The following is a 13,459-nucleotide window of genomic DNA, read 5'->3' on the forward strand; positions in this document are numbered from 1 at the left end:
CGTGTTGCTGGACTTTGGCCACGCGCTATTTGCCGGTGAATCACCAGCGGACTCAGCCCAGTTGATAATTGACCGCGGCAGGCTGTTCGGTATGGACGTGAATGACAACCTACGTGGCTGGGATGACGATCTCGTTGTCGGCACAGTGCACATGACAGAAATTTTTGAGTTCTTTTATGTACTCAAAATCAATAATTGGGATGGCGTATGGCAGCTAGACCAATTCCCCTTCCGTGAAGACCATGTTGAAGCCGCCAATCTGTCGATTCGATTCCTGAAGCATATTTACCGTGCACTGGATAAGCTGGATATTGCCGCGTTGCAAGCGGCGCAAAGTGAACAAAATCCACTCAAAGCCCAGAAAATCATTCAAAATGCGCTGTTAAGCAGTATTGAAGACTAGCCCTGTTGTGCCCGGCACTTTTTTGGCCGGGCAACCTCAATACGCCCCACGCACGTCACCACCTAAATTCTCGTACGTAATTGCTTGTTATTAAAGGTTGGGTAAAACAAGCTGCATCCGAATTACAGCAATCTTGAAGCCTCCCTACTACGTGTGGACGTGAAAAGCATTCGCGAAAAAATCTATGAGCAGAAGTGTTATGGCTCAAGGGGTTGGCTGTGCATCCTGAACGAACTTGGGTTGTTGAAGCAATATCGGGTTATCTCTCACCAATGCCGGCAGTGCTCTCGATTCACGCCAGATAAACGCGATGCTGAAGTTTATCAATACCTTTGTAATCTTTAACTGCCCCCCGATGACAGATCTTTAGATGCGCGCGATAAACTGCTGTTTAGCTTCAATCGACGCAGTGGCTTACTGATGCGCATCTTTCAGAGACTTTATTGGATGTTGTAACTTAAGCCCGTAATAAACAAGCGGAGCATTGCCAGAAAAAATTTGCACCCGGTAGCATTTCTATTCTCTTGTTAGGATGCTTCGCCCAAATTTTGTGATCCAGATGAAGGAATCAATTTTTAGCGCGTTGACTAATTTCTAGCCTCATCTGAAAGTAATGTTACGCGCTCAGGGTCACAGCGAAAAATATACACAGCACTGTGTGTTGATACGCAATTTATTGCACCCGGGTGCACAAATACCCTATCCACCTTACAGAGATACAAACATGAATATAATTAAAGCAATAATAATCGCCTGTGGTTTACTCAGTGTGTTTGTCGTGCAAGCCAAAACGTATATGGTGGGCGTTGCTCTGGCGAATCTGGATCTTAACTATGTTTCAATCCTCCGCAGTCAAATGGAAACGCAGTTGAAAGAGAAAGGATTGAATAGCCAGTTTGCCGATGCCAAAGGCGATGTTTCACTGCAAATCTAGCAGGTTGATGATTTTATTAATCAGGGTGCCGACGCGATTATCGTGAACCCGGTAGACACGCAAGGTGTTATGCCTGTGATTGCTGCAGCAAAGAAAGCCAATATCCCTCTGATTTTCGTCAACCGTAAACCTGAAGTGCCCCTGAGCGGTAAGATGGCTTACGTTGGCTCCGACTCTGCTTTGAGTGGAAAAATGGAGATTGAAGCGCTGGCAAAACGCATGAACAACCAGGGGAACATCGCCATCCTGATGGGTTCACTCTCTACCGAGGAAGCGCGCCAACGCACTAAAGCCGTTGAAGATTATGTCAGCGCTCATCCAGGTCTTAAAGTCATTCAAAAGCAGACCGCTAACTGGCAGCGCAATGAAGCCGTCGATAAAACCCTCTCCTGGCTACAGGATGGCAATTCGATCAACGCCATTGTTGCTAACAATGATGAGATGGCAATTGGTGCGATTATGGCACTGGATCAGTTGAAGAAGAGCGATGTGTTAGTGGCTGGCATTGATGGCACACCGGATGATTTGCAATTCATCAAGAATGGCAAAATGGCGGTGACCATTTTCCAGGATGCGAAAGGCCAGGCCATTGGCGCAGTTAATGTGGCAAGCGATATGCTGACCGGCAAAAAAACCGAAGCCTATAACTGGGTGCCCTATCAGACCGTCACGAAAGAAAATTACCAGGCGTTTACAGACAAGAATCAAAAATGAGACGGAAGGCGGCCCGCAGGGCCGCCGGGAATGACCTTCGCTTCCGCAGGCAGACTTTATCCTGCTTCAGGGGCCTGATGATGACAGCAGCAAAGCAAAAACGTGTGCCGCTTTCAGTGAGATTTTGAAGAGTACCTTGTCAGGAAGGATGACTTAAAGGCAACGTTCAGTACGAATTTTGTTGCTTCCATTGCAGTGGCAACCCGCTATGTTGAGCTAAAAAAATGGAGGTTAACATGGTAAAACCGTCTTCGCCCTGGTGGTGGGATCTTTCCACTCGGGAATTTAGTGAACTCGATATGGCAAACATAGTGGCTGTCTTACCGATTGGAGCCGTTGAGCAGCATGGTCCACATCTGCCGGTACGCGTGGATGCCGCCATTAATGCGGGCATAATTCAACGCGCCGTTGAACTCATGCCCGACGACCTGCCAATGTTGGTGTTACCCGCCCTGCCGATTGGCAAATCAGACGAACACCTGGCTTATCCTGGTACGCTTTCACTGCCGTATGAAGTGCTGGGCAAAGTGTGGTTTGAAGTAGCAAAAAGCGCCTGGCGGGCGGGCATTCGCAAAATCATTTTCTGGAATTCCCACGGCGGCCAACCGCAATTAATGGAGATTGTTTGCCGTCAACTGCGCATCGAACTGGGGATGTTTGCCGTTGGGGCCAGCTGGTTCCGGACAATTGATGCATCAGACCTGTATAGCGAAAAAGAGATGCAGCACGGCATTCACGGTGGAGAATCAGAAACCAGTATGATGCTGCATCTGCATCCCGAATTGGTGCAGATGGCATATGCTGATGATTTCGTCTCAACCTCAGTGGCGTTGGAGGCCAGTGGCGGGATACTCACCCCTGAAGGCGGCATAGGATTCGGCTGGATGGCACAAGACCTTCATCTCTCAGGCACCACAGGCAATGCAGCCGCTGCAGATGCGGAACGGGGTCAGATTGCCACCGACCGTGCAGCACAAGCCTTAATCACCTTGGTTCGTGAGGTGCAAGCATTTAACCTGGACTTCCTCAAAGGTGAAACTGCCTTCCGATCAAAGAAGGTTTAAGCAGACGTTGAGGGCAACCAGACGGACGCCCTCAACGCTAACGCAACGTCGACATCATACCTTTTAGTGTCTCCGCAAATACGCTACCAATAGCGCTTGTTCCGCGATCGTGACCAATCAACATCAGCGTCTGTGTATGCTGCGCAAGCTCACGGACCGGGATATAGATCAATCGCCCGCTTCGTTGATCTGATTCGATATCAATCGGTGTCAGGAAAGTCAGCGTCTGGTCCATCATCGCTGACTGGCGCATCACCTCAATGGAATTAGTTTCGATGACTGTTTGCAGATTGATCGATGCTCGCGCGAAAACCTCATTCAAGTATGGCCTGATGACCATAGATTTATCAGCAATCACCACGGGATAAGGCAGACAGTCACTAAGACGTAGGCTGGCTTTTTCAGCCAGCGGATGACCTGTACCCACCACGGCCCCCAGTCGCACAGGTACACTGGCAAGTTTTCGATGCACAGGCTGCAGTTCAAAATCAAACCCAATCCCCAAATCTGCTTCACCGTTTGCTACTGCATTGGTGATATTTTCACCCGTGGTGAGTTGCTGAAGATGCAATTTCACTCGTGGATTAGCACGACGAAACTCCGCTGCCGTAAGGGGAATAAGATTGGCGGCCAGCCCGCTCATCATTGCTACTGTGACTTCACCGCGCCGCAGTCCTTTCAATTCCTCAATCTTCATCTGCGCTATTTCAATTTCTTTAAAACTCTGACGCACGTGATGAATCAAGGCTTCGCCCGCTGCGGTTAGCACCATCTTACGTGGCAGTCTCTGGAACAAGGGTGTGCCTAGCTCTTCTTCCAGCGCAATCAGTTGACGATTAATGGCTGAGGCCGAAATATGTAAACGCTCAGCTGCTTTGCGAATCGAACCACTGCGCGCTATTTGGTCGATATAAATAAACAAACGGTGCTGGAGCATGCTTTCCTCTGCGTTGCCTTTAAGGCATCAGTAAGTGCGAAAAATGATGCTTTTAAGATAATGCTCTTCCGGTGATTAATACATCTAAACCACACCAGGAGAACACATGATGTCAGACGTATCCCGCAGAAAATTTGCGAAATTAGTGGCTGGCGCGCTGTTATTACCGGCTCTGGCTCCCATGCTGTCGCGCAGCGCAATGGCAGCGAATAACACCATAAAAATTGCCCTGCTGCTGCCTGGCTCTGTTGCCGATGGTGGCTGGAGTTCACTGGCATTTGCTGGATTACAGAGCCTGAAAAAGGCCGGTTTTAGCGTCGCCTACAGTGAAAGCGTACCGCAAGCTCAAATGGAACAAGTGATCCGAGGTTACGCTGACGATGGTTACACCCTAATCATTGGTCACAGCTTCGAATACGGTTCCGCATTTGCCGAAATTGCGCCGGAATACCCAGAAACCTACTTCTTCGCCTCAACGTTCAAACCCGGTGAGAAATCACCTGGTAACGTTGAATACGTCAACCTCGCGTATTTACAAGGCGCCTATGCTGCAGGGGCACTGGCGGCACTGATCTCCGATAAAGGCAAAGCCGTCGGCTTTGTTGGCGGAGGCGATAACCCCACTCAGCAAGCCATGATGCGGGCCTTCATTCAGGCTGCAGAAAAGACCCGCCCCGGCATCAAAGGTATGGGTGTGGTCACTGGCGACTATGACAACGCCGCTAAAGGACGTGAAGCGGCCACCACCATGATTGGCAATGGAGCAGATGTCATTTGGCATGCCGCTGATGTGACCGGCTTAGGCGCAATGCAAGGCGCTGCAGCGGGTAAAGTGAAGGCCATCGGTTGTTATGTCGATCAGCGTGATGTCGCACCGGATTATGTCGCGTGCAGCTTCCGTCAGAACCTCGACTGGATGGTTGAGCAAGTCGGCGAGTCGGTAGCAAACAAAACCTTCAAAGGCGGTGATGAGTGGCATCCAACGGTGGGTAAAGCCTGGTCGGTGGTCAGCGGTAATGAACAGTACAACAGCAAACTCGTCAGCGCGGATGCATGGGCTAAATTCCAGACCATTTGGCAGCAGCTCGACAGTGGCGCGTTGAAACCAACTGTTTAATCGGCGAGAACTTGTTATGACAGCAACAGCACCTGTTCGCGTGGCACTCAATCACATCACCAAACGCTTTGCTCGCGTCGTGGCCAACGATGGCGTTTCACTCAGCATAAAAGCCGGTGAAATCCACGCCTTGCTGGGAGAAAACGGTGCAGGTAAAAGCACCTTGATGCAGATTCTGTATGGCCTGTATCAGGCAGATGAAGGTGAGATTGTCGTGGATGGATTACCCCGGCGTTTTCGCGATCCGAGTGATGCCATCCACTGCGGCATCGGTATGGTTCACCAGGAATTCATGCTGGTACAGCCAATGACCGTGGTCGAGAACGTGGTGCTGGGGTTGAAAGAGAATCGTAGTGGTGCGCTCAATCTGCAAGCCGCGGCTCAGAGGTTACAGGCGCTCTCTGACAAGCACGGTCTGGCGATTGATCCTTGGGCGAACGTGCAACATTTGCCCATTGGCGTGCAGCAGCGCGTTGAGATCCTCAAATTATTGTACCGCGACGCCCAGGTACTGATTCTTGATGAACCCACTGCAGTGCTTACGCCACAAGAAAAAGAAGGCCTGTTTGCCACGTTAAAATCACTGTGCGCTGAAGGGCGTTCCGTCGTGATCGTGACACATAAATTGTATGAAATCATGGCTATCGCCCATCATGTTTCGGTGATGCGCGGCGGCAGGATGATCGATTCGGTCGATATCAATGACACTTCAGAGCGCGATTTGGCCCGCCGCATGGTGGGCCGTGATGTGGTACTTTGCGTGGAGAAATCCCCCTGTCAGCCGGGTAAAACGGTATTGCATGTCGACAATATTGCGGTCCGGGATGCCAGCGGTCAGCAAAAAATCTGGCGCGTTTCTTTGCAGGTTGCAGCCGGTGAAATTCTGGGTATTGCTGGGGTCGAAGGTAACGGCCAGTCCGAGCTTGCTGAAGCATTACTCAATTTGCGCAAGCTGGAGGCCGGGCGCATTTTGTTAAATGGGGCCGATATCAGCGAGGATTCCCCGGCAGTCCGTCGTCATAAAGGGATGGGATTTATCCCCGCCGATCGTCGTGGCGTCGGTTCAGTCACAGCGTTATCAATCACTGACAACGCCTTGTTAGGCCGCCAACACCGTTTCACTCGGGCAGGTGGTTGGTTGCTGGACCGACAGCGCATCAGCCAGCATGCCCGCGATATCATTGCACGTTTCGCCGTACGCACACCCGATGCGGATTTCGAAGCGGGAAAACTCTCTGGCGGCAATTTGCAGAAGCTCATACTCGGTCGTGAAGTGGCGAGCGATCCCTGCTTACTGGTGGTTGAACAACCCACACGCGGCCTGGATGTTGGCGCGATTGAGAGCGTGTGGCAAGGGTTAATTGCGGCGCGCGATCGCGGCTGCGCCATTCTGATGATTTCCGCAGAGCTGGAAGAAATTCTTAACCTGTCCGATCGCATCGCCGTGATGTACAGCGGACAAATCGCAGGCGAACTGCCTGCTCATGAAGCAACAGCAGAAAAACTGGGTGAGCTTATGGCGGGCGCTCATCTGCAAAAAGGAGGCGAACGTGAATAAGCTGCTTGAGAGACGTCTCGCCCCTGCAGAATCGACTGGCGCGCAGATGCTGACCAGCATCTGCGGCATTATCGCCGCTTTTGCTATCGCGGGATTGTTGTTTATCCCCTTCGGCGGTAATCCGCTATCAGCTTATGGTTTCCTGTTCAATGAAGCATTCGGCTCTCTGCGCAGTCTTGGTCTGAGCATAGTCCAGTCCACGCCGCTCATGCTCATCGCGCTGGCGACCATTGTGGTGTGGCGAGCTGGACTGGGTTATATCGGCTTTGAGGGTTGCTTTTTACTGGGCGCTGCAGCAGCCAGTTGGATCGCGCTTTCAGGTACACCGCAGGGTTTTCCGTGGGCCATCCCCCCTCTGTTGTATTGGCCGATGGTTTTACTGGCCGCGTTTCTAGCGGGTGCCATTTGGGCCGGCTGGGTCGGTGCGCTTCGCGTCAAATTCGGCGGCAACGACGTCCTGATTTCATTAATGGCAAATTACGTTGCGTTATTCATCGTGCAATTCCTTGTTTCCGGACCGATGCGTGCCCCGGGCGACCTTCCACAAACGCCACGTTTGCCCGCCGATAGCTGGTTACCGTTTGTCATGAGTGGCATGCGTGCGCATTGGGGAATCGCCATCGCTCTGGTCGCTAGTCTGTTTGTATTCTGGCTGTTGCGTGCCACGCCCGCGGGCTTTGAAATAAAAATCGCAGGCCTGAATCCACGTGCTGCACGCTATAGCGGAGTTGATGTTAACCGTCGTCAGATGGGGGCCGTATTGCTCGGCGGAGGATTAGCTGCGCTTGCCGGGTTGTGTGCGGTGCTTGGCGTTCAACATCGCTTAATGGATGGCATCTCTGGAGGGGTGGGTTTTATCGGCGTGGTCGTCGCTTTGCTGGCGCGTCTGAATCCGTTACTGGTAATCCCTACTGCGATTTTATACGGCGGGCTCGAAGTGGGCGGCAGCGCCATGCAGCGCCAAACCGGTTTACCGACATCAGTGGTGCTAATCCTGCAAAGTCTGGTGGTGTTATTAATCCTTGCCGGCGATCTGCTGCGCTACTACCGCATTAACTTACCGGGTTTACGCAGATCCAGCCGTCCATTTGTGGAGGAGCAATCATGAATTTGCTGGCTAATCTCGATACCGCGTTCTTTATCAGCTGGCTTGCCGCCGCGGTCCGACTCGCCGGACCGGGGCTACTTGCTGCGCTAGATGAAATCTACTCAGCACGTTCCGGCGTGCTCAATATTGGCATTGAAGGCACCATCTTACTTGGCGCGCTGGCCAGTTACATGATGGCGGTTGAAAGTGGTTCTACGGCACTGGGTTTTATCGCGGGTGGCGTTGGCGGCTTGATCGTTGGCTGCGTGCTGGCCGCGCTCTATCTGCGCGCACATGCCAGCCAGGTCGTGGTTGGCATTGTGTTTAATATTCTCGCTGCCGGGCTTGCATCGTGGATCTATGCCTTGGTGATGGGCAATGGCTCGTCGCCAACCATTCCTATGCTGGAGCCTTGGCATATTCCGGTGCTCTCATCCATTCCCGTCGTTGGACCGATTCTGTTCCAGCAGCCGCTGCCCCTTTACCTCACGCTGATTCTGGCCGTATTGGCACATTATTGCCTGTTTCATACGCGCTTTGGACTTTCGCTGCGCGCCGTTGGAGAAAACCCGCGAGCTGCGCATGCTGCCGGCCTGAACGTACTGAAAATCCGAACCTGGGGCGTAATGTTTTCCTGTGTTGGAGCGGGTTTAGCAGGTGGCTATCTGGTCACCGCGCAAATTGGCCTGTTTCGCGACAATATCGTCAGTGGTCAAGGGTTTATCGCGCTTGCTATCGTGATTTTTTGGCCGCTGGAGCCCACTAAAAGCCCTGCTCGCCGCCTTTATCTTTGGTGCGGCTGATGCACTGCAACTCTCTTTACAGCTGTTTGAAAACACGCTGCCACCGCAGGTGCTGCTCGCTCTGCCTTATCTGCTCACGATTCTGGCGATGTCAGGTGTCGTGGGACGCACATTACAACCCGGCGCACTGACTCAGCCTTATCGAAAGGAATAATGATGAAAACGTTTCGTTTCAATAATCTGAAAGATGTTCAGGCTTTCCGTATTAGTCCGGACAGCACCAACTACTTCGCCATCCTGTGCGATAAAACCCTTGATGGCATTGATCATATCTTTGTTGTAGAGATCTTTAACGTCGGCGGCGCGACGCCTCCTAATGAACATGCCACTGCCCATGAGTTTTTCTATGTTCTTCATGGCGAAGGCGTGGCGCGTTGTAATAATGACGAGTTGGTGATCAGGAAAGGTGATTCGTTGTTGTTACACCCGGGTAACGATCATGCCATACGTAACACGGGAACTGAAAAGCTGTATACGTTGACGGTCATGACGCCAAACGAGGGCTTTTCCGAACTGATTCGCAGCGGTGACCCTGTCACATTAGACAGTGAAGATTTGCGTATTCTGACGGGAGCCTGAAATGGGGTTAAACGTATTGGGCAGCAACCGATTTAACCAATGGCGTGTTTCAAAAGAACTCATTGATACACGTCGACCAACGCAAGTTTCACGCTCGGTCGAGCTTAGCACTGGCGAAAGGTCTGTGATTTTTGATTTGCAGCACACCGCGATCGTCGTGATTGATATGCAGAACGATTTTTGTCATCCCAATGGCTGGCTTGGCCACATCGGGGTTGATGTCACGCCTGCACGCGCGCCCATCGCGCCGCTACAACATTTGCTACCGGTACTGCGTCAAGCTGAGGTGCCGGTGATCTGGCTTAACTGGGGTAATCGACCCGATAAGCTCAATCTCAGCCCTGCGCTGTTGCATGTTTATAACCCCTATGGCGATGGCGTTGGCTTAGGTGATCCTCTCCCCCTTTCCGGTGCGCCTGTGCTGGAAGCCGGCAGTTGGGCGGCTGAAATTGTTGAAGAGTTAACGCCGGACTCACGCGATATCCGCATCAACAAATATCGTATGTCCGGCTTTCATGACAGCGAACTCGACAGCATTCTGCGTAACCTTGGTGTGACAACACTGCTGTTTGCTGGCGTGAACCTCGATCAATGTGTGCTGTGCACCCTTCAAGACGCAAACTTTCGAGGTTATGACTGCCTGCTTCTTGAGGATTGCAGCGCAACCACTTCACCCTCTTATTGCCGCGACGCCACGCTGTACAACGTGCAACAGTGCTTCGGTTTTGTCGTTCAGGCATCGCAATTACAACAGCAGTTGGAGTGTGATTGATGAGTTATTTATTGTCCGACGGCTGGATTATCACCATGAACCCACAGCGTGAAATCCTGGAACAAGCCAGTTTGGTGATTGAAGGCCAGCATATCCGTGCCATCGGAACACGCGAGACGCTCAGCCTGCAATATCCTGAGGCAGAGGTTATCGATTGCCGTCAACGCATTATTATTCCGGGTATGGTCAACACGCATACGCACCTGTTTCAGACGCTCTTAAAAGGGTTGGGCGACGACATGGTGCTGAAAAAATGGTTTACCTGTATGACCGGACCGAGTGCTGTCGCGTTAACGGAACAGGATGTTTATGCCGCAGCCCTGCACGGCTGCATGGAGTCTCTGCGCTCAGGTGTCACTTCGCTGGTCGATTTTATGTATGCCCATCCCCGGCCGGGTTTGACCGCAAAAGTCATTGAAGCTTTTGAGGTCAGTGGTATTCGCGGTCATGTATGCCGTGGATTCCTGACCACCGGAGCTGAACATGGCATCCCTGAAGCACTTATCGAAACGCCGGAAGCCGCGCTGGCAGACGCACGTCAGGTTATTCATCGATTTCATAAAGCCGACGGCCGCGTCAAAGTGGGCCTGGCACCCAGTATGATTTGGGCTCTGGATGAGAAAGTGCTGCGCGGTACCCGTGAGCTAGCCAATGAAACTGGCGTACTCATCACTACGCATGTGGCGGAAACTGATTTTGAAATTGAACAAGCCAAACTGCGTTTTCAGGGAACAGACACCGAATTCCTGAGTGATATCGGTTTCCTCGGTTCTGATGTATTGGCCGTGCACTGTGTGCAGTGCAGTTCTCGTGATATCCGCGCGCTAAAACATCACGACACACGCGTCTCACACAATCCATGCAGTAACTTGTATCTCGCGTCCGGCGTGCCTCCCATACCTGAAATGCTGGCGGCTGGATTAACGGTGGGGCTCGGCTCCGACGGCCCTGCCAGTAGCAATAATCACAGCCTTTTTCAGGCGATGAAAGTTGCCGCACTCCTGCAGAAAGGGGTCCATCGCGATCCGACAATTATGACCGCAGAGAAGGTGCTGGAGATGGCCACCATTGATGGTGCCCGAGCCATTGGTCTTGATCATCTGGTCGGTTCATTAGAAGTCGGTAAGCGCGCGGATGTGGTTATTGTTGATACTTCGCATCCGGCGATGACACCCATCCACCACCCAGTCTCATCGCTGGTATATTCCGCATTAGGTCATGAAGTCAATGATGTATTTGTTGACGGTGCGCATTTGCTGCAAAATGGCGAATTTACTCAGATCAACCAGCAAGCCGTAATGGCGCGTTCACAACGTGCGGCACAATCACTGGCCGCACGAACCGGCAATGACACGCCACGAGGCTGGCGTTCAATGGCATTTTAATCGGTGTTTCTTATGGCTTTGAATGACCCAATAAACACCCCCTTCAATCAGCAGGTGAGATTGAATTGCGTTAAATCAAGCGCCACCGAAGGTGGGCAGCCAGCCCACCCAGCTCAGTAACCAGGCGACGATATTCAGCACACCGAAAATCATCACCAACACAATCGGGAGCGTGGAACGCGGCATCCCGGCAAAACGCTGTTGTGCTTTCCATGCCAGCATTGCCGGGATAAAAACGGCCCAAAGCGTTGCAAACAGTCCTGCGAAGCCAATCGCGGCGACAAAGCCATGTGGCCAGAATAATGACGCCATCAACGGTGGCAGAAAGGTCAGGCAGGCAGTTTTCAGCCGTGCAGCAGGAGAATTGCCCCAGCCTAAACGATCGGCGATGAAGTCAAACAGACCGGCTGTAACGCCGAGAAAGGACGCAATCACAGCGAAATGCGAAAAGATCGACATCATCAATGACAGTGTGCTGACGTGCAGATGATTGCTCAGCGCCGCCATTAGCGCGGCGATATCGCCACCCTGCTGCACGATTGCAGGAAATGCCGCGCGCGGCAAATTGCCCATGGTGCTGGTAACCCAGAACAGATAGAGTGCCAGCGACATTAGGGTACCGAGCACCAGCGCTTGAGTGATATGCCGTTTATTGCCGCGGTAATAACTCACCAGCCCGGTGATATTGCCGTGATAACCAAAAGACGCCAGACAAAACGGCAATACCCCGAGAGCATAAGGCCAATAGCTTTCCCCAACTGGCGCCGCGCTGATCAACGAAGGTAAACTGACCTGCGTCAGCAAACCACCAAAGAGCAGGATCAACAGCAGGATTTTCGCCAGTACGCAGAAGGTCATTAAACGACTCACGCCAGTGGTACCGAGCCACACCACGGCGGCAACGCAGAGCGTTAGCGTGATTTTCGCACCGGCGGTGGAGAGCGGCAGCCCCGCCAGATTGAGCGAGTGCTGATAAACCGGACCGCTGGCGGAGATGTAGGCATAAGTCAGGATGCCCAGCACAAACAGAATACTGAGACCGTTAAGCGTTGCCCAACCGCGACCCAGTAGATCTTTGGTTAAGGTGTCATAACCCGAACCCTGCGGATAATGCAGGCTGGTGCGCATAAACAGCAAACCTGATAGCAACATCGCGCCCCACGTCACCAATAACAGCAGCAGCGCCCAACCAAACCATGCACCGGCCATCACAATTGGCAAGGTGAACATACCCGCACCCACCACCGTGCCGCAGATAATCATCGCGCCCCACCAAACAGAGGGTTGGCGACGGCTCAAGGTTAAATCCGTCATTTTGTAAAATCCCTGCAAACATCAAAGGCGGCGATATTACACGGAAAGCGGCGTGAGGGAGAGGCAACGGCAGCAGGTCGTGACGCGCTGAGTGTCAGCGTAGGGTGACAGCGTCATTCGTTAAGACGGGGGTTAGGATTGTTATTGATGAATTCATCAACAACATAGTTAGGTGAACAGAATCAGGAAAAATCTCTGAATGACAAACTTGCTGACACTAAAAATTGACACGGGCGCACTTGGTGCGCCCGTGTTTCCGTCATTGATAAAACGCAGGGCGTGGTGGCATGGTAATCGGCACAATCTCACCGTTGTTCTGCGCGGCAACACAAGCATCGGCAGCAACCGCCGCAGCATAGCCATCCCAGGCCGATGGGCCCGTCATGTTGTCAGACAACACATTGTTAATGAAATCCTGCAATTCCACATCATAGGCATCGATGAAGCGCTTTTTCCAGTCGGTCAGAATTCCCGTGGAGAGTTTAGCCGCGCTTCGCGTCTGAACGGACATCGGCTCAGGTAAGCTCGCAATCCCGGTCTCACCCACCACTTCACACTGGATATCATAGCCATAGGCACAGTTGACGAAAATTTCGACGTCAATACGCACACCTTTCGCCGTTTCCAGCAGCACTATCTGTGGGTCTTTCAGATGCGATGAGGCTTTACGGGTTTTACGCGGATAAATCACCTGAGCACTGACGTAATCGTCTTTCAGCAACCGGCGCAGACCATCCTGTTCATGGATCAGCGTATCGGTAATCGCCATGTCCGTGGTGTAGGCATCGCCGA

General features: G+C 52.2%; 11 protein-coding genes and 2 pseudogenes. 10 read left to right on the forward strand and 3 right to left on the reverse strand.

The genetic code is table 11. The features are described 5' to 3' along the window. The 3 genes and pseudogenes from RT340_RS16770 to RT340_RS16780 form a co-directional block, all read left to right on the forward strand. Positions 1-403: pseudogene (locus RT340_RS16770) on the forward strand (sugar phosphate isomerase/epimerase); the annotation flags it as partial. Between the two features lie 724 nt (positions 404-1,127). Further along, positions 1,128-2,051: pseudogene (locus RT340_RS16775) on the forward strand (substrate-binding domain-containing protein). A 236-nt stretch (positions 2,052-2,287) separates the two neighbouring features. After that, entirely contained in the window at positions 2,288-3,115 is an 828-nt protein-coding gene (locus tag RT340_RS16780) for a creatininase family protein (RefSeq protein WP_211728939.1), read from the forward strand. Between the two features lie 37 nt (positions 3,116-3,152). On the opposite strand, the gene RT340_RS16785 is transcribed toward RT340_RS16780, so the two are convergent. Then, complete coding sequence (locus tag RT340_RS16785) at positions 3,153-4,052, reverse strand: LysR family transcriptional regulator (protein WP_313377244.1); 900 nt, start codon at positions 4,050-4,052, stop codon at positions 3,153-3,155. 106 nt (positions 4,053-4,158) lie between these two features. Here RT340_RS16785 and RT340_RS16790 point away from each other — a divergent pair, with 106 nt between their 5' ends. The 7 genes from RT340_RS16790 (at position 4,159) to RT340_RS16820 (ending at position 11,353) form a co-directional block, all read left to right on the forward strand. Beyond that, on the forward strand, positions 4,159-5,169 hold the full coding sequence (locus RT340_RS16790) for a BMP family protein (RefSeq protein WP_211728937.1): 1,011 nt from the start codon (positions 4,159-4,161) through the stop codon (positions 5,167-5,169). 16 nt (positions 5,170-5,185) lie between these two features. After that, positions 5,186-6,727, forward strand: coding sequence for an ABC transporter ATP-binding protein (locus RT340_RS16795; protein ID WP_313377246.1), 1,542 nt, complete (start codon positions 5,186-5,188; stop codon positions 6,725-6,727). Further along, positions 6,720-7,835, forward strand: a complete 1,116-nt coding sequence (locus tag RT340_RS16800) for an ABC transporter permease (RefSeq protein WP_211728935.1) — start codon at positions 6,720-6,722, stop codon at positions 7,833-7,835. Before RT340_RS16795 ends, RT340_RS16800 begins: the two co-directional genes overlap by 8 nt. Further along, positions 7,832-8,617 carry an ABC transporter permease gene (locus RT340_RS16805; protein WP_313377249.1) on the forward strand — a complete coding sequence of 262 codons (786 nt, stop codon included), beginning with the start codon at positions 7,832-7,834 and terminating at the stop codon, positions 8,615-8,617. The genes RT340_RS16800 and RT340_RS16805 overlap by 4 nt, the downstream gene beginning before the upstream one ends. A 156-nt stretch (positions 8,618-8,773) precedes the next feature. Beyond that, positions 8,774-9,196 carry a cupin domain-containing protein gene (locus tag RT340_RS16810; protein WP_211728933.1) on the forward strand — a complete coding sequence of 141 codons (423 nt, stop codon included), beginning with the start codon at positions 8,774-8,776 and terminating at the stop codon, positions 9,194-9,196. Between the two features lie 124 nt (positions 9,197-9,320). After that, entirely contained in the window at positions 9,321-9,968 is a 648-nt protein-coding gene (locus tag RT340_RS16815) for a cysteine hydrolase (RefSeq protein WP_313377252.1), read from the forward strand. After that, positions 9,968-11,353, forward strand: a complete 1,386-nt coding sequence (locus tag RT340_RS16820) for an amidohydrolase (RefSeq protein ID WP_313377254.1) — start codon at positions 9,968-9,970, stop codon at positions 11,351-11,353. The genes RT340_RS16815 and RT340_RS16820 overlap by 1 nt, the downstream gene beginning before the upstream one ends. A gap of 75 nt (positions 11,354-11,428) precedes the next feature. Here the strand turns inward: RT340_RS16820 and RT340_RS16825 are convergent, their stop codons facing one another. Then, on the reverse strand, positions 11,429-12,667 hold the full coding sequence (locus RT340_RS16825) for an aromatic amino acid transporter (protein ID WP_211728930.1): 1,239 nt from the start codon (positions 12,665-12,667) through the stop codon (positions 11,429-11,431). A 259-nt stretch (positions 12,668-12,926) separates the two neighbouring features. Next, positions 12,927-13,459 (reverse strand): Gfo/Idh/MocA family oxidoreductase (locus RT340_RS16830; protein WP_313377257.1); only part of this gene is annotated, 533 nt, incomplete at its 5' end.

It is taken from the genome of Pantoea sp. CTOTU50773 (assembly GCF_032082325.1).
GTDB classification, from domain to species: domain Bacteria; phylum Pseudomonadota; class Gammaproteobacteria; order Enterobacterales; family Enterobacteriaceae; genus Pantoea; species Pantoea communis.